General features: G+C 65.6%; 13 protein-coding genes. 6 read left to right on the forward strand and 7 right to left on the reverse strand.

Features of this window, described 5'->3' with window-relative positions; translation table 11 throughout:
• Positions 1-39 precede the first annotated feature (39 nt).
• Entirely contained in the window at positions 40-3,411 is a 3,372-nt protein-coding gene (locus GCN75_RS24610; RefSeq protein ID WP_152284731.1) for a S41 family peptidase, read from the forward strand.
• A gap of 5 nt (positions 3,412-3,416) precedes the next feature.
• On the opposite strand, the gene GCN75_RS24615 is transcribed toward GCN75_RS24610, so the two are convergent.
• From GCN75_RS24615 to prpR, 5 genes are all read right to left on the reverse strand, one after another.
• The gene (locus GCN75_RS24615) at positions 3,417-4,136 is read right to left on the reverse strand and encodes a LytR/AlgR family response regulator transcription factor (RefSeq protein WP_193317644.1); all 720 of its coding nucleotides are present in this window, start codon (positions 4,134-4,136) and stop codon (positions 3,417-3,419) included.
• Positions 4,133-5,188 carry a sensor histidine kinase gene (locus GCN75_RS24620; protein ID WP_152284732.1) on the reverse strand — a complete coding sequence of 352 codons (1,056 nt, stop codon included), beginning with the start codon at positions 5,186-5,188 and terminating at the stop codon, positions 4,133-4,135. Before GCN75_RS24620 ends, GCN75_RS24615 begins: the two co-directional genes overlap by 4 nt.
• Positions 5,189-5,191: 3 nt before the next feature.
• Entirely contained in the window at positions 5,192-6,064 is an 873-nt protein-coding gene (locus GCN75_RS24625) for an alpha/beta fold hydrolase (RefSeq protein ID WP_152284733.1), read from the reverse strand.
• A 90-nt stretch (positions 6,065-6,154) separates the two neighbouring features.
• Positions 6,155-7,081, reverse strand: coding sequence for a phytanoyl-CoA dioxygenase family protein (locus GCN75_RS24630; protein WP_152284734.1), 927 nt, complete (start codon positions 7,079-7,081; stop codon positions 6,155-6,157).
• Positions 7,082-7,104: 23 nt separating this feature from the next.
• Positions 7,105-8,736 carry a propionate catabolism operon regulatory protein PrpR gene (gene prpR / locus GCN75_RS24635; protein WP_152284735.1) on the reverse strand — a complete coding sequence of 544 codons (1,632 nt, stop codon included), beginning with the start codon at positions 8,734-8,736 and terminating at the stop codon, positions 7,105-7,107.
• 210 nt (positions 8,737-8,946) lie between these two features.
• Between prpR and GCN75_RS24640 the strand changes: the two genes are divergently transcribed.
• A complete protein-coding gene (locus GCN75_RS24640) occupies positions 8,947-12,603 on the forward strand; it encodes a sensor domain-containing protein (RefSeq protein WP_152284736.1) in 3,657 nt (1,218 codons plus the stop codon).
• 22 nt (positions 12,604-12,625) lie between these two features.
• On the opposite strand, the gene xth is transcribed toward GCN75_RS24640, so the two are convergent.
• Positions 12,626-13,390, reverse strand: a complete 765-nt coding sequence (gene xth, locus GCN75_RS24645; RefSeq protein ID WP_152284737.1) for an exodeoxyribonuclease III — start codon at positions 13,388-13,390, stop codon at positions 12,626-12,628.
• A gap of 554 nt (positions 13,391-13,944) precedes the next feature.
• Between xth and GCN75_RS24650 the strand changes: the two genes are divergently transcribed.
• From GCN75_RS24650 to GCN75_RS24665, 4 genes are read left to right on the forward strand one after another with little or no spacing between them, the layout of a single operon-like run.
• The gene (locus GCN75_RS24650; protein WP_226939173.1) at positions 13,945-14,331 is read left to right on the forward strand and encodes a hypothetical protein; all 387 of its coding nucleotides are present in this window, start codon (positions 13,945-13,947) and stop codon (positions 14,329-14,331) included.
• 10 nt (positions 14,332-14,341) lie between these two features.
• A complete protein-coding gene (locus tag GCN75_RS24655; protein WP_034782199.1) occupies positions 14,342-14,530 on the forward strand; it encodes a DUF1653 domain-containing protein in 189 nt (62 codons plus the stop codon).
• Between the two features lie 33 nt (positions 14,531-14,563).
• On the forward strand, positions 14,564-15,034 hold the full coding sequence (locus GCN75_RS24660) for a CreA family protein (RefSeq protein WP_152284738.1): 471 nt from the start codon (positions 14,564-14,566) through the stop codon (positions 15,032-15,034).
• A gap of 11 nt (positions 15,035-15,045) precedes the next feature.
• Positions 15,046-15,570: a hypothetical protein gene (locus GCN75_RS24665; RefSeq protein WP_193317645.1), complete on the forward strand. Its 525-nt coding sequence runs from the start codon at positions 15,046-15,048 to the stop codon at positions 15,568-15,570.
• 193 nt (positions 15,571-15,763) lie between these two features.
• Here GCN75_RS24665 and GCN75_RS24670 read toward each other — a convergent pair whose 3' ends face one another.
• Complete coding sequence (locus tag GCN75_RS24670; RefSeq protein ID WP_152284739.1) at positions 15,764-17,257, reverse strand: leucyl aminopeptidase; 1,494 nt, start codon at positions 17,255-17,257, stop codon at positions 15,764-15,766.
• Positions 17,258-17,318: the final 61 nt, after the last annotated feature.

Below are 17,318 nucleotides of genomic sequence, written 5' to 3' on the forward strand. Positions count from 1 at the left end.
CATCGTTTCGCCTCCCTAGCTCGTTGAAAGACTGCTTACATGAAAATTTCCCGTACTCTTGCTTTCCTGTTGTGTTCCGCCGGCCTCCTGGGCAGCACGGCCGTCATGGCCGCTGCCGCGACGGCCGGCAGCTATTTCCGTTTTCCTGCCGTGCGCGGCGATACCGTCGTGTTCACGGCCGAAGGCGACCTGTGGAAAAGCAGCGTGCGCGGCGGCGCCGCGCAGCGTTTGACCACGCATCCCGGTTATGAAACGAATGCGGCGATTTCGCGCGACGGCCTGTGGCTGGCCTTTTCCGCCGCCTACGAGGGCGCACAGGAAGCATATGTGATGCCGCTGGCCGGCGGCTTGCCGCGCCGTATTTCGTACGACAATGGCGGCGTGCTGGTGCTGGGCTGGACGGCCCAGGGCGAAGTGCTGGTCAGCACGCAAAATACGGATGGTCCCGCTTCGCGCCGCATCGTTGCCGCCATCGATCCCGTGAAACAGACGCGGCGCGTGTTTCCCGTGGCCGACGCCAACGATGCCGTGCTCGACGACGCGGGCAAGACGCTGTTCTTCACCCGTTTCGGCCTGGCCATGACCAACGACAATGTGCGCAACTACCGGGGCGGCGCCCATGCCACCCTGTGGCGCTATGACTTGGACGGCAAGGGCGAGGCCGTGCGCATGCACGCGGAGCCTGCCGTGTTGGCGGGCAATAACAAGCGCCCCATGTGGTGGCAGGGCCGCGTCTATTACATCAGCGACGAGGGCGGCAGCGACAATCTGTGGAGCATGCTGCCCGACGGTTCTGACCGCCGCGCCTTGACCGGCCACACGCAGTGGGACGTGCGCAATGCGGCGCTGGGCGATGGCAAGATCGTCTACCAGCTGGGCGCCGACCTGCACGTGCTGGACCTGAACGCGCCCGCCGCGTCCTCGGCCTCTTCCACCTCGCAGCCGCTGGCCATCAGCCTCGTGTCCGATTTCGACCAGCAGCGCGCGCGCCAGATCCGCTCGCCGCTCGATACCTTGAGCAATGTCCAGTTGTCGGGCAAGGACGAGCGCATCATCCTGACGGCGCGGGGCCGGGTCAGCATCGCGGGCACGGGCAGCTTGCGCCGCGTCGACATCGCCATTCCCGAAGGGGCGCGGGCGCGCGACGCCGTCTTTTCCAGCGACGAGAAATCCGTGTTCGCCATCGTCGACACGAGCGGCGAGAACGAAATCTGGAAGTACGCCGCCGATGGCTCGGGCAAGGGCGAGCAGCTGACGACGCAGGGCGACAACCACCGCTGGAAACTGTATCCGTCGCCGGACGGGCGCTGGCTCGCGCACACGGACAAGAAAGGCCGTTTCTGGCTGCTGGACCTGGCGACCAGGGGCAACGCGCTGATCGACGACGCGGGCAAGGCGGGCGTGGACAAGCACGACGAAGTGCAATGGTCGCCCGACAGCCGCAACCTGGCCATCGTGCGCGTGGCCAGCAACGAGCAGCGCGAACAGATCGGCCTGTACAACCTGGCTTCGAAGCAGCTGCAGTTCGTCACCAGCGACCGCTACACGTCCGGTTCGCCCGTGTTTTCACCTGACGGCAAGTGGCTGTATTTCCTGTCGGCGCGCAATTTCCAGCTGGCCAACGGTTCGCCTTGGGGCGACCGCAACATGGGGCCCGTGTTCGACAAGCGCATCGGCGTGTACGCGCTGGCGCTGCAGCCGGGCAACCGTTTCCCGTTCCAGCCCGACGATGAACTGAGCCGCCCCGGCGTCAAGCCGGCCGAGACGGACGATGAAAAGGCCGCCGAACTGGCGGCGGAAAAGGCCCTGGAAAAGGCGGGCGGCAAGGCGGCCGTGAAGAAGGCGCCGTCCGCGCTGCCGGCCATCGTCAGCCAGGGCCTGGCCGAGCGCCTGTATGAAGTGCCGCTGGCGGCGGGCAACTACAGCGCGCTGGCCGCCGACGACAAGCGCCTGTATTTCCTCGAACGGGAAAGCGGCGAGAACAAGTCCAGCCTGAAGACGCTCGCCATCGGCAATACCGGTTCCAAGCCGGAACTGCTGGTGGCCAATGTGCGCGAATTCGACCTGGCCCAGGATAAAAAACACCTGTACTACCGCACGGCGGCCGCCACCGGGCCGGGCGAGATGCTGGTGATCGAGGCGGGCGCCAAGCTGCCGGCCGACCTGTCGAAGGCCAAGGTCAAGGTCGACGACTGGACTTTCGTGTCGAACCCGCGCCTGGAGTGGAAGCAGATGTTCAACGACGCCTGGCGTTTGCACCGCGACTTCCTGTACGACGCGAAGATGCGCGGCGTGAACTGGAAGGCGGCGCGCGACAAATATGCGCCGCTGGTCGAGCGTGTCACGGACCGGGCCGAACTCAATGACGTGCTGGGCATGATGGTGGCCGAAGTGGGCGCCCTGCATTCGCAGATCCGTCCCGGCGAATTGCGCCGCACGGAGCAGGAAGGTACGCCGGCGGGCCTGGGCGCCGTGCTGGCGCGCACCAGCGACGGCTACGCGGTCGAGCATGTCTACCGCAGCGAGGCGGAACTGCCCGCGGCGCGCGCGCCCCTGTCGCGTCCCGACGTGGATGTGAAGGCGGGCGACGTGATCACGGCCGTCAACGGCAAGGACGTGCTGGCCGCGCGCGATATCAGCGACCTGCTGCTGAACCAGGCGGACAAGCAGGTGCTGCTGCAGGTGAAGCGGGGCAAGGCCGCGCCGCGCGCCGTCATCGTCACGCCCGTCAACATGGCGAAACAGACGGCGCTGCGCTATGGCGACTGGGAACTGAGCCGCGCCGAGCAGGTGGCTGCCGCCTCGCAAGGACGCATCGGCTACCTGCATTTGCGCGCCATGGGACCCAATGACATCGCCTCGTTTGCGCGCGACTTTTACGCCAACATCAACCGCGAAGGCCTGATCATCGACGTGCGGCGCAACAACGGCGGCAATATCGACAGCTGGATCATCGAAAAACTGCTGCGCAAGGCCTGGGCCTACTGGGCGCCGCCGGGCGTGCAGCCGTCGTCGAACATGCAGAACACCTTCCGCGGCCACCTGGTCGTGCTGGTCGACGAACTCACGTACTCGGATGGCGAGACCTTCGCCGCCGGCATCAAGGCCCTGGGCCTGGCGCCGCTGGTGGGCAAGCGCACGGCCGGCGCCGGCGTCTGGCTCAGCGACAATACGCGCCTGGCCGACAACGGCATGGCGCGCGTGGCGGAAAACGGCCAGTTCGGCATCGATGGCCAGTGGCTGATCGAAGGCGTGGGCGTGGTGCCGGACGTGGAGGTGGAAAATCCGCCGCACGCCACCTTCAATGGCGCCGACCGCCAGCTGGAAGTGGCGCTGGACATGCTGGCGAAAAAGCTCAGGGAGCAGCCGCGCCCCGCATTCCAGGCGCAGCCGATTCCCGCGCTGAAGTAAGGCCGCTACAGGCCGGTGACGGCCTTGAACTGCTGCGCACGGCGGCGCGATACTTCGATCACGCTGCCGTCCTGCAGGCGCAGGTCGAGGCCATCGGCGGCGTTCGGCGCCACCTGCGCCACCTGCGCCAGGCTGACGATCTGGCGCCGGTTGGCGCGAAAGAACAGGGCCGGATCCAGTTTCTCTTCCAGCTGGTTCAGGGTGCGCAGCATCAGCGGATGCTGCGCGCCGAAATGTACGCGCGTGTAGTTGCCTTCCGATTCCAGCAGGCGGATATCGTCAAGCGCGACAAACCAGCAGCGCTCCCCATCCTTGATGAAGACCTTGCGCGGCGCGGGTGTCGGCACGGCCAGCGCCCGCGCGCCGGCGCGCGCCAGCGCCGTGGCCAGGCGCGCCGCCTGCACGGGTTTTTGCAGGTAGTCGAGGGCGCTCACTTCAAATGCCTGCAGCGCGTACTGGTCGAAGGCCGTGCAAAAGATGACGTCGGGCGCCGCGTCGAGCGACGCCAGCAGGTCGAAGCCGGAGCCGCCCGGCATCTGCACGTCGAGCAGCAGCAGGTCGGGCTGCAGCTTGCCGATCTGCGCGACGGCGTCGGCCGCGCTGGCCGCCTCGCCCACGATGTCGACGGCGCCGCATTGCACATGGGGCGCCAGCAGGCGCCGCAGCTCGGCGCGCGCCAGTCGCTCGTCATCGACCAGCAAGACCTTCAACGGCGGCGCGCTCATGGCTGCTCCGGCAGGTCCATGGTGGCGCAGACCCAGCCCGCCTGCTGGCGCAACGCCAGGCTGGCATGCTCGCCGCAGGCCAGCTGCAAACGCTGGCGCGCATTGCGCAGGCCGACGCTGGTGGACGTGCCGGGTTCGCGCAAGGCGCCCGTGTTGGCCACTTCGACCTGCACCATGGGCACGCCTTCGGCAGGGGGTGCGCGCCGCGCCGCGATGCGGATGTCGCTGCCGTCGGCGCTGCTTTCGACGCCGTACTTGACGGCGTTTTCCACCAGCGTCTGCAAGGCCATGGGCGGCACGCGCACGTGATCGAGCCCGGGGGCGATGTCGAAGCTGACGCGCAGGCGCTCCTCGAAACGTATCTGTTCGATCGCCAGGTAGGCGCGCACGGCTTCCAGTTCGGCCGACAGCGGCACCGTGTCATGCTGGCCCGATTGCAGCGCGTGGCGCATCAGACCTGCCAGCTGGTCGATCATGTGCGCGGCCGCCTCGCGGTCTTCGTAGATCAGGGCGCGCACGCTATTGAGGCTGTTGAAGAAAAAATGCGGGTTGACCTGCGCCTGCAGGGCGCGCAGTTCGGCCTCCCGTCCATGCAGCTGCAGGCGCAGGGTTTCCGCTTCCAGGCGGGCGGCGCGGCGCAGCGACAGCGCGGTGAAGTAAAACACCGTCCAGGTCAGGAAGACCCCGAACCAGAACAGCAGCGCGCCGGGCAGCCAGGCGATGCCGCGCAGGATATCGGGCGGATACATGACGTGGAAGGCGGCCGTCACGCTGGCCGTCTGGATGGCGGCCAGCAGGACCAGCGACGGCACGATGCGTTTCCAGCGCAAGCCGTTGGCCGCCCAGCCGCGCCGGCGCAGCACGCCATGCCACAGGTGCGACAGCAGCAAGCCGCCCAGCGATCCCCAGCAGGCGATGGTCGCGACGATGCGCAGTGGCGAGGAGCCGCCATACACGCTGTTGAACAGGGCCAGCGCGCCCCAGCCGGCCAGCTGGAAGGTCCAGTACCAGTCGATCCGGGCCAGCAGCGGTGGGCGGCGGGTTGGCGTCATGGCTCAGCGCAGGAATTGCTCGATCTGGCCGAACATCCAGTCCGGCTGGTCGTACATGATGAAGTGGCGCGCCGTGTCAGCCAGTGCGATCTGCACGCCGGGCAGCTGGCGGTACTGCTGCTGGAAGGTGGCTTCGATGGCGGCGCGCGGCGCGTAGTCCTTGTAGGCGATCCAGGTGCCCAGCACCAGGGTGGGCGACTGCACTTTCGCCACATCCTGGCGCAGGTCGCTGGCCATCAGGTTGCCCATGGCGCGGATCACCGTTTCGCGGTCCGAGCGCTGTCCCCAGCCGATGATGCGCTCCACGTCGGCCGGCGCGCTGGCCATGGCCGCGACGGTGCGGCGCTGGCTGGCGCTGGCCGCCGCCGCATCCTGGGCCCACATGGCCGCCTGCATCTGCTGCGACATCGCTTGCAGCTGCTCCGGCGTGATGGAGGGCAGCTGCGTTGCGCCCAGCGCCGGCAGCGAATCGACGATCACCAGTTTGCCCGTCTGGGCGGGATGGTCGATGGCCATCTTCAGGGCCAGGAAGCCGCCCAGGCTATGTCCGATGATGGCCGGCCGGCCCAGTTTTTTTCCGGTGATGTAGTCGGCCAGCTGCTGTTCCGCCTGCGCCAGCAGGTCGCCTTCGATCGGCGCCACGCCGGCAAAGCCGGCCAGTGTCAGCACGTGGCAGGCGTGCCCGGCCTGCGGTCCGCACAGGTGCGCCACCGTGCCTTGCCAGACTTCGCCCGAGGATGCGAGGCCGGGAATCAGGATGAGGGGGCGGCCTTGGCCCGTGACCTCGACCGTGAATGCCGCGGGCGCGGCGGCCTGGCCGGCGCCCGCCATCAGCGCGCTACTGAGCAGTATCAATGTTTGCAATGTTCGTTTCATGGGGTACTCCTCCTTGACGACCATGCTAGCGGTGCAGGCGCCCCGCAGCCAGCGCTGCGGGATGAACGGCGCCAGGGCGGGATGAACGGTTCAGATCCACACATCCTGATCCTGGCAGTGCTCCGGATGGTAGGTCAGGTACTGCACCATGCGCGGCGCCGGACCCCGGTTGGGCGTGGCGCAATGGGGCAGGGCCTGGTGCCAGATGATGAAATCGCCGGCCTGGCCTTCGACGGGCACGGGCTGCAGGCTGTGGATGGCCCATTCGCGCGGCGTGGCGCCGGGTGGCACCTGCTGCATCCAGCCGGCGATGTGCCGCTGGAAACCGGGCACGCAGTGGAAGGCGCCGTGCTGCGCCGGACAGTCGCTCAGGTACAGCATGCCCTGCAGCTTGAACGGAATCGGCTGTTGCAGGCTGACGTCCCAGTGCAGGGCGCTGCCGAGGAAACGGTGCTGCGGCGTTTCCGGGGCATTGAAGCTCACCTTGTCGATGCTGGCATAGATGCTGGTGCCTGCGCCGTACAGCTGCTGGTAGGCGTGGCGGATACGCGCGACGTGGCGGTTTGCCTCGAGGGCCGGATGGTCGGAAAACTGCAGCATCAGGCCCCGCTTGCCCGGGTGCAGCCGGTACCACGATGCCGGTTCGTCGGGGGAGGCGCCCAGGTAGTCCCAGATGGCCGCCTGCGCGGCGGCACACTGCGCGCGCGGCACGGCGCCGCGCAGCACCAGGTAGCCGTGCTCCTCGAAATGGCGCAGTTCGGCGGCGGACAGCACGTCCTCGTGTGGGCTGCTGGCGTGGGCCGGGCGGGGCCGCGTGCGCGCGGCGATCCAGTCGGTATAGGCTTGCAGGGTGGGCCGCTGCTGGTACAGGAAGTGCAGCGCGTCTTCCATCGAAATGCCGCGCGCGTACAGCGCCTTGATGTCCCCGTTGTCGCGCGCCAGTCCGTCGGCGCCAGGCGCACCGCCTTGTCCCGTGCAGCGCTGCCATAATTGGTGCAAATGAGGCCAGTCGTCCATGGTGTCTTGATGTGGTTGAGAAATTAGCCGGCGCGCAGGCGGCGCCACAGGGTGGTGCGGCTGATGCCCAGGTACTGGGCGGCGGCGTCGCGGCGCCCGCCGAAGCGTGCCAGTACGGCGCTGGCGCTTTCGTCTTCCGGGCGCGGCGCGGCGGTGGCGGTGGTGGTAGCCGCCGGCGGCAGCGCCGCCGTGCCGGCGCCATTGGCCAGTTCCGGCGCCACGCCCAGCACGAAGGCGGGCGTGAGCGCCTGCAGCGGTTCGGCGGCCAGGAACAAGGCCAGGCGTTCGGCCAGGTTGCGCAGTTCGCGCACGTTACCGGGCCAGTCGTAGCGGCGCAGCAGCGGCGCGCAGGCGATGATTTCCGCGTGCAGGTTGGGGTGCGGACGGGCGCCCAGCGCGGCCAGCGCGTTTTTCAGCGACCATTCGGCCAGGCCGGGAATATCGCTGGCGCGTTCGCGCAAGGCCGGCAAATGCAGGCGCAGCACGGCCAGGCGGTAGAACAGGTCGGCGCGGAAGCGTCCTTCGCGGATGCGCTGCTCCAGGTCGCAGTGGGTGGCGCTGATGATGCGCACATTGATGGCGATGGGCCGCGTGCCGCCCACGCGCACCACTTCGCGTTCTTCCAGCACGCGCAGCAGCCGCGTTTGCAGGGCCAGCGGCATTTCGCCGATTTCGTCGAGGAACAGGGTGCCGTGGTTGGCCGCCTCGAACAGGCCCGCGTGGCCGCCCCGGCGCGCGCCCGTAAATGCCCCGTCTTCGTGGCCGAACAGCTCCGATTCCAGCAGGGACTCGGCGATGGCGCCGCAATTGATGGCGATGAAGGGCCGGTTCGCGCCCAGGCTGCGGGGGCTTTCGCGGTGGATCGCCTGCGCCACCAGTTCCTTGCCGCTGCCCGTCTCGCCCTGGATCAGCACCGTCGCCGGCGAGCGGGCGTACAGCACCACCGACTGGCGCAGCGCCTCCATCGCTTCGGATTCGCCGCGCAGATCGTGCAGGCCGTGGCGCGCGCGCAGGGTGTCGGCCACCACCGCGCGGCGTCCGCGGTTCGATTCGATCTGGGTCAGGCGCGCCAGTTCCAGCGCGTCGTCGAAGGCGCGTCGGATGGCCGTGGCCGAATATACGAAGACGGCGGCCAGTCCCGCCTCTTCGGCCAGGTCGGTGACGAGGCCCGCGCCGACGACGGCCTTGACGCCGGCCGCCTTGAGTTCGTTGATCTGCGCGCGCGCGTCTTCCTCGGTGGCATAGGTGCGTTGAAAGATCGGAAAGCCGAACGTGGCGGCAAATTCGCCCAGTTCCGGCATCGGGTCCTGGTAGGTGACGACGCCGATCTGCGGCGAGATGCGCCGCGCGCGCGCCAGTGCCTGCATCACGTCGTAGCCGCTGGCCTTGGCGATGATGACGGGCACCGACAGCCGGCCTTTCAGGTAGGCGCCGTTCGAGCCGGCCGCGATGACGGCGTCGCAGCGCTCGGTGGCCATGCGCTCGCGGATGTGGCGCACGGCGTCGTCGAAGCCCAGGTTGATCGGCTCGATCGTTGCCAGGTCGTCGTATTCGAGCGTGATGTCGCGGAACAGGTCGAACAGGCGCGAGACGGAGACGGTCCAGATGACGGGTTTGTCGCGGTGGTCGAGCGGAGGTTGGGGAGGGCGGCGCATGCTTTATTCTAAACGATTTGTTTCATTTTTTAGCCATGCAACGGCCTTGCAACGGGCGTGTTGCAAGCAGTCTGTGGCGTTTCAGATATTGCCAATAAGGAATATGAAAAAACCCCGGGAAACTGGTTTATGATCTAGCAGCACCATGATGCCTATGGAATATATTGCTCAGGCGCATGTTCGACCGTTACCAACCGACCCATGGTGTCCATGAACCGCGTACCGACCAGTCCCGATTTCATCGCCGATGCCTTGCAGCTGATCGCCTTGCCGGCGTGCGCCTGCGATGCCTGCGGCATGGTGGTGGCCGCGAATGGCGCCTTGAACGCCTTGCTGGGCAGGGACGTGACGGGACGGCTGCTGGCCGATTGTTTCAGCGACGCCTACCGCGCGTCGAGCACCAGCATGCTGCGCGGCGCGCTGGGTGCGGCGGGGCGCGAGCGGCACTGGGACAGCAGCCTCGAAGGGGAGGCGGGCGCCATCGCCGTGCAGGTGTGGGCCAGGCCGCTGCCGGTGGGCGATGGCTTGCCGGGGGCGACCCTGGTGTTTGCCGACATCAGCGTGCAGCAGCGCGACCAGCAAGCCTTGCGCAAGACCTTGCTGGAGCAGCAGGCCATCCTGGAAAGCGCGGCCGTCGGCATCGTGTTTTCCAAGGGCGGCTTCATCGAGGAGTGCAATATCCGCGCCGCCGAGATGCTCGGTTATGCGCGCCACCAGCTGACGGGCATGCCGGGCGCGGTGCTGTACCGCTCCGCCGAGCATTGCCGCGCGCTTGGGCTGGAAGCGGCGCCGCTGCTGTCGAAGGGCAAGCCGTACCGCACCGAACTGGAATTGCGGCGCCAGGATGGCACCTTGTTCTGGAGCCGCCTGCACGGGCGCGCCGTCGATCCCCTCAATACGCATGACGGCACGGTATGGATCATCGAGGATATCAGCGACCACCGGCGCGATGAAGACCAGCTGCGCCGCGCCATGCTGGAAATGCAGGCCGTGATGGACAACGCGCCGCTGGCCATCGGTTTTCAGCGCGACAAGGGCGTGCTGCGCTACAACCGGCGCTTCGCCGAATGCTTCGGCTTTGACGGCGACAGCGGCGTGGGCTTGCCGGTGGCCGACCTGTATCCGTCGCGCGCGGCGTACGACCATGTCGTCAGGCAGGCGGCGCCCCTGCTGCGGCGCGGCTTGCCATTCCAGGGCGAGATGGAGATGCGCCGCCGCGACGGCTCCACGTTCTGGGCGCTCGCGTATGGCTATGTCCTGAACCCGGAGAGCCAGGCCGACCGCGGCCTGCGCGACACGATCTGGCTGTTCGACGACCGCAGCGCGCAAAAGGCGGCCGAGGAGGCCACGCGCCAGTTGATGCTGGAGCAGCAGGCTATCCTCGACAATGCCTCTGTCGGCATCCTGTTTTCCCGTTCGCGCCTGGTCTTGCGTTGCAATCCCCGCTTCGCCGAAATGTTCGGCTACGCGCAGGAGGAGATGACGGGCCTGCCCGCCGCCGAGCTGTTTCCCTCGCCCGCCGCCTACGAGGAATTTGGCGTGCAGGCCACGCCGCTGCTGGGGCAGGGTTTGCCGTACGAGCAGGATGAAGCGCTGTTCCGCCGCCGCGACGGCAGCCTGTTCTGGTGCCGCATCCGCGCCAAGGCCGTCGACCAGGCGCACAGCGAGCAGGGCACCATCTGGATCCTCGAAGACGTCACGGCCAGCCGCCAGACGCAGATGGAAGTGGCGGCCATCATGACGAATGCCTCGGTGAGCATTCTGTATACCAAGAACCGCCAGATCACGCGCTACAACCTGGGCTTTGCCGCGATGTTCGGCTACAGCGGCGACGAGGCGCTGGGCTTGCCCGGCCGCGCGCTGTACGTCTCGCAGCAGTCCTACGAGCTGCTGGGCGCGGCGGCCTTCCCCTTCCTGTCGGTGGCCAAGCCCTTCCAGACGGAAGTGGAAATGATGCGCCGCGACGGCAGCACCTTGTGGGCGCAGCTGATCGCCTATGTCGTCAACCCGGACGATCCCGCCGCCGGCACCATCTGGATCATCGAGGACCGCACGGAAGCAAAGCGCGCCGAGGAATCCCTGCGCAACGCGCTGCTGGAAAACCAGGCCATCCTCGACAGCGCCGTGCTGGGCATCTCGGTGGTGGAGGGCGGCTACAATTTGCGCAGCAACAGCAAGATGGAAGAGCTGTTCGGCTACGGACCCGGCGAGATCAACGGCCTGTCGGTGCAGGCCCTGTATCCGGACGTCGCTGCGTGGAAGGCGGCGCGCGGCGAGACGGCGCGCGACTTCGGCGCGGGCAGGGTGCACATGTCGGAATACCAGCTGGTGCGCAAGGATGGCAGCCGTTTCTGGGCGCGCCTGTCCGGCCGGCCGTTCGACCTGGCGCATGCGCATGGCCGTTCGGTGTGGCTGGTCGACGACGTGACGGCGCGCCGCGAGGCGGCCGAGGCGGTGCGCCGCGCGCGCGACGAACTGGAGCTGCGGGTGCAGGAGCGCACGGCCGAACTGGCCGGCGCCAACCTGCTGCTGCAGGGCGAAATCGTCGAGCGGCGCCAGGCCGAGGCGCGCGTGCACCACATGGCCTACCACGACAACCTGACGGGCTTGCCGAACCGCGCGCTGCTGTCGGACCGGCTGGAACGGGCCATGCTGGCCGCGCAGCGTTCCGGCCGCAAGCTGGCCGTGATGTTCATCGACCTGGACCGCTTCAAGACCATCAACGATTCGCTGGGCCACATGACGGGCGACCTGCTGCTCAAGGAGGTGGCCGCGCGGCTGTGCGGCGCCGTGCGCGCCAGCGACACGGTGGCGCGACTGGGCGGCGATGAATTCGTCGTGCTGGTGCCGGGCATCCGCGGCACCGATGAAGCGGCGCGCGTGGCCGAGAAGATCATCGAGGCGCTGACGCCCGCCTTTCCGCTCGACGGTCATGTGCTGCACGTGACGCCGTCGATCGGCATCTGCGTGTATCCGGACGATGGCGGCGATGTCGACTCCCTGATGCGCCATGCGGATGCGGCCATGTACCACGCCAAGGGCAATGGCCGCAACAACTACCAGTTCTTCACGCAGACGATGAACCAGGCAGCGGCCCTGCACTTCGACCTGGAAAGCAGCTTGCGCACGGCGCTGGCGCTGCAGCAGTTCGAGCTGTTTTACCAGCCCGTCATCGATATCGCCACGCGCCGCCTGCATGGCATGGAAGTGCTGCTGCGCTGGCGCCGTCCCGGCCATGGACTGGTGCTGCCTGACCGCTTCATTCCCATCATGGAGGAAAACGGCCTGATCGTGCCGGTGGGCGAATGGGTGATGCGCCAGGCGTGCGAGCAAAGCATGGCCTGGCAGCGCCAGGGCCTGCAAGCGGTGCCGCTGGCGGTGAATCTGTCGCCGCGCCAGTTCATGCACAAGGGCCTGGTGGCGGCCATCGGCGCCGTGGTGCGGGAAACGGGCATCGACCCGTCACTGCTGGAATTCGAGATCACCGAGACGGCGCTGATGCAGCATGGCGAGCATACGCTGGAGATTTTGCGGCAGATCAATGGCATGGGCCTGCGCCTGTCGATCGACGATTTCGGCACCGGCTATTCCAGCCTGGCCTACCTGAAGCGCTTCCCCGTGAAGAAGGTCAAGATCGACCGCGCCTTCATCAAGGACCTGGAGCAGAGCGGGGAAGACCGCGCCATCGTGGCGGCCATCATCGCGCTGGCCGACAGCCTGCAATTGTCGACTGTGGCCGAGGGCGTGGAGACGGAAGAGCAGTTCGCCCTGCTGCAGGCAAGCGGCTGCCGCTATGCGCAGGGCTATCTGTTTTCCGCTCCGGTGCCTGCGGCGAATGCGCAGGTGCTGCTGGAGAGCGCGACCTGAACTGCCGCGCTTCGGCCGGCGATCAGTCGATGGTGGCCACGACGGGCGCATGGTCGGATGGCTGCTCCCACTTGCGGGGCACGCGGTCGATCACGCAGGCCGTGCAGCGGGCGGCGAGGGCGGGCGACAGCAGGATATGGTCGATGCGCAGACCCTTGTTCAGGCGGAAGCCCAGCTGGCGGTAGTCCCACCAGCTGAACGATTTGTCAGCCTGCTCGAACAGGCGGAAGGCGTCCGCCAGGCCTATGTCGAACAGGCGCTGCAGGGCCGCGCGTTCCTTGTCCGACACCAGCACCTGGCCGGCCCAGGCGACGGGATCGTGCACGTCGCGGTCGTCGGGCGCGATATTGTAGTCGCCCACGACGGCCAGTTGCGGATGCTGCTGCGCCTCTTCGGCCAGCCAGTCGTGCAGGGCGGCCAGCCAGCCCAGTTTGTATTCGTACTTGTCCGAGTCGACGCTCTGGCCGTTCGGCACATAGGCGCAGACGACGCGCACGCCGCCGATGGTGGCGGCCAGGATGCGCTGCTGCGCATCTTCATAGCGGGGATTGTTCTTCACCACGTCGGTGATCGGCAGCTTCGACAGGATGGCCACGCCGTTGTAGGTTTTCTGGCCGCTGAAGACCACCTGGTAGCCGGCTGCCTCGATCTCGGCGACGGGGAACTTGTCGTCCGTGAGCTTGGTCTCTTGCAAGCAGAGTATGTCGACCGGGTTGTCTGTCAGCCACTGCAGCACTTGCGGCAGGCGCACTTTGAGCGAGTTGACGTTCCAGGTGGCGAGTTTCATGGGAAAAATCCTTGCTTGAATAGGTATCGATAGGCGCGAATCTTACCGCATGCGTGCCGGCGGCGTCCTGCCCCGCTTGCCGGGTGCATGCTTTATTTGCTTGCAGGGAAAAAGAGTATTAATAAAGTATTTATATTTAACCAATCGTGGCGCATGAATATTATGTTTTTGTGTATCATTGATCAACCCCTATGTTTGATTTGGCATAAGTGGCTGGCGCGGCAGGCTGCGTCTCCCCATTTAACGCGACAAAGGTGTAAAGTTTCTCGCTAAAACGCGATAAAAACTACTAAAATGGCACAATGTAACAACTGTGTCATACGGCTTTGTTACAGCCAAGTTAAGAACCGAACAGGAAGCAGTTGTAATTAGTTGTAATTGCTATTCCGATTACATGACCACTGTGCCCGGGGCGGAGCGTAGATTCCGTCCCTGGCGCCGCCAGACTTGTTATATAAATTGCAGTACTATATCTATGAGACTGTTTTGCGACATCAATAGATGGTACTATTTTGAAATGTTGCAGTTTTAATAGTGAGACTTGCGCGTAGCATTTGCAAAGGAAGAAAATGCGAACTGCATTTGAAGCGTGGGCGCAGCGTGACGGCCACATTGTGCGGCGAAGAGAAGACAAACCGGATGAGTACCTGATCTTCGAGACCCAGCGTCGCTGGGTTATCTGGCAGGCTGCTCTGACGCATGGCAAGACGGCTGCGAAGCCGCGGGTGAGCGCTGCCGAAAAGGCGGCGAAGGCCCAGCGCGCGCTGGAAATGTCTTCCGATGAAGCGACCGTGCGCAACAAGGTGCTCAATGAGGTGCTCGACGCCTTCAGCGGCGCCGATGGCGCGGCCGGCATGGAAGGCATACTGAAAGTGATCCAGGGCCTGAAAATGAAGCAGAAGGCACTGGCCGACGACAAGAGCGAAGATTCCACGGCTTGAGGAGACGGCGATGCGTTATCGGCACTACAAGGGCGGCATTTATGAACTGGTGTGCGAAGCCACGCTGGAAGCAGATCTCACGCCAATGATCGTCTATCGCGCCGCCGACGGTTCCATCTGGACCCGGCCGAAAGACGTGTTCTTTCAGCTGATCGAGGTCGAAGGCGTCATGGTCCAGCGTTTCGCCCCCATCAACTGATGGCCGCCTGCGTGCGTGCCCGGGATTATCCTCATGCGTAAATTGCTGCCTGCCGCAGTGGTGCTGGCCCTTGCCTGCACCGCGGCGCATGCCGAAACCATCGGTTCGGTCGACACGGTGTTCAAGCTGATCGGCCCTGACCACAAGATCGTCGTCGAAGCGTATGACGATCCCCGCGTCGCCGGTGTCAGCTGCTATCTGTCGCGCGCCAAGACGGGCGGCATCAAGGGTGCCGTCGGCCTGGCCGAAGACAAGGCCGATGCGGCCGTGGCCTGCCGCCAGGTGGGACCGCTGCAATTCAAGGGCAAGCTGCCGCGCCAGGAAGAAGTGTTTACCGAGCGCGCCTCGATCTTCTTCAAGCATGTGCGCGTCGTGCGCATGGTCGACAGCAAGCGCAATGCGCTGGTCTATCTCGTCTATTCCGACCGCCTGATCGAGGGTAGTCCGAAAAACAGCGTCACCGCCGTCGCCGTGCCGGGCGACCAGCCGATTCCCGTCCGTTAAGCGAGCCATCCATGCGCGTACCATCGTCTGCCGCCCTTGCCGCCAGGACGCTGCTGCTGTTTGGCCTGGGCGGCTGCGCCACGTTGACGGGCAACACCGAGCAGATGGTGCTGGTGCAAACCATCCAGGACAACCGCGAACTGAGCGGCGCCGGCTGCATCCTCAGCAACGACGTGGGCAAGTGGTTTGTCACCACGCCGGGGCGCATCACCATCCGCAAGAGCCAGGAGCCGCTGAAGGTCGATTGCCGCAAGCACGGTTCGCCCGCCATCGCGACGGACGACCATATCGATCCCAAGCTCAATGGCAGCGTCTGGGGCAATGTCATCCTGACCCTGGGCGTCGGCTATTTCGTCGACCGCAACACGGGCGCCGGCTTTGACTACCCGTCCATTCTGACCATCGTCATGCAGGACCCCGCGCGCCTGGCGCCGCCTCCCCCGGTTCCCGCACCGCCGCCGGCGGCCGCCGTGCCGGAAGCGGTGGTGCAGCCCAAGGTGGCGCCGCTGCCGATTCCCGATCCCGTCGTCTATTAAAAACAGGACGCAGTAATGTAAAAAAACCGCCATGGTCGCAAGACCTGGCGGTTTTTTTTACGGTGTCACGACGCCTGACAAAACCGTCGCGAGCGGGAGCTAGTAGTGGCCGAGAAGCGCAGCTGTACTTCAGGTACAGCGAGCATCGCCGGCCGCCAATAGCCGCGCGCAGCAGGTTTGGTCTGGCGTTTCCTTACACGCGGTTGATCAGGAACGTCGTCAAGAGCGGCACTGGACGGCCGGTCGCGCCTTTTGCGCCACCCGATTTCCATGCCGTGCCGGCGATGTCCAGATGCGCCCAGGTGTACTTCTTGGTGAAGTTTTCCAGGAACGCTGCTGCCGTCACCGAACCGCCGCCTGGCGTGCCGATGTTGGCCAGGTCGGCGAAGTTCGACTTCAGCTGCTCGTTGTACGCTTCTTCGATCGGCATGCGCCATGCCGTGTCGCTCGATTGCTTGCCCGCTGCCAGCAGTTCATTGGCCAGCTGGTCATGCGCCGCATCGCTGCGCGTGAACAGGCCGCTGTTGTGGTGGCCCAGGGCGACGACGCAAGCGCCCGTCAGGGTGGCGATATCGACCACGGCTGCCGGCTTGAAGCGTTCGGCGTAGGTCAGCGCGTCGCACAGCACCAGACGGCCTTCTGCGTCCGTGTTCAGCACTTCGATGGTCAGGCCATTCATCGAGGTGACGATGTCGCCCGGTTTGGTGGCGCGGCCCGACGGCATGTTTTCGCACGCGGCGATGACGCCGATGACGTTCAGCTTCAGATTCATTTCGCCGATGGCGCGGAAGGTGCCCAGTACCGAGGCGGCACCGCACATGTCGTACTTCATTTCATCCATGCCGGGACCGGCCTTGATGGAAATGCCGCCCGTGTCGAAGGTGATGCCCTTGCCGACCAGGACCACTGGCGCATCCTTGGCCTTGCCGCCCATGTGTTTCAGGACGATGAATTTCGGCGGCTGCTCGCTGCCGTTGGTGACGGACAGGAAGCTGCCCATTTTCAGCGCTTCGAGCTGTTTGCGGTCCAGCACTTCGACTTCGAACTTGTAATCCTTGGCCAGCTGCTTGGCCGTGTTGGCCAGGTAGGTCGGGTTGGCGATGTTCGCCGGCAGGTCGCCCAGCTTGCGCGTCAGGTCGGAACCGTTGGCGATGGCGATGGCTTGCGCCAGCGCGCCGCGCGTAGCAGCCGTTGTCGGTGCCGACAGGACGATCTTGCGCACGCCCGCTGGTGCCGGGTCTTTTTTGCTTTTTTGCGAGTCGCAGCGGTATTCGCTGTCGTGGGCGGCTTGCACCACGCAACGGATTGCCCAATTTACGTCGCGCTCTTTCACTTCCGTCAGCGGTAATGCGATAATGGCGTCCGCAGCGCCCAGCGAGCCAAACGCCTTGAGCGCCGCTTGCACGCCGCTGGCGAAGCTTTTTTCGCTGACAGTTTCATCGCTGCCCATGCCGACGAGCAGAACACGTTCCGCGGCGACGCCATCGACTGCGCGCAGCAGCAACGTGCTGCCAGGCTTGCCGCTGATGTCGCCGGACTTCAGCGCAGCCGAAATCGCACCCTTGCTGTCCAGCGATTTTGCCGCTGGCGACAGTTTTTTGTTTTCGAATACCGCAACCGCGATGCATCCGCTTTTGGCCGTGCCGAGGGTGCTCTTGGTATCGAATGCTTTTATGCTAAAGTCCATTTGGTTCTCCGTTTTCATTTACTAGTAACGTGTTACTCAACTAACTGACCCGAATTATAAA

Origin of the sequence: Janthinobacterium violaceinigrum (genome assembly GCF_009208555.1) — a bacterium.
GTDB lineage: Bacteria > Pseudomonadota > Gammaproteobacteria > Burkholderiales > Burkholderiaceae_D > Janthinobacterium > Janthinobacterium violaceinigrum.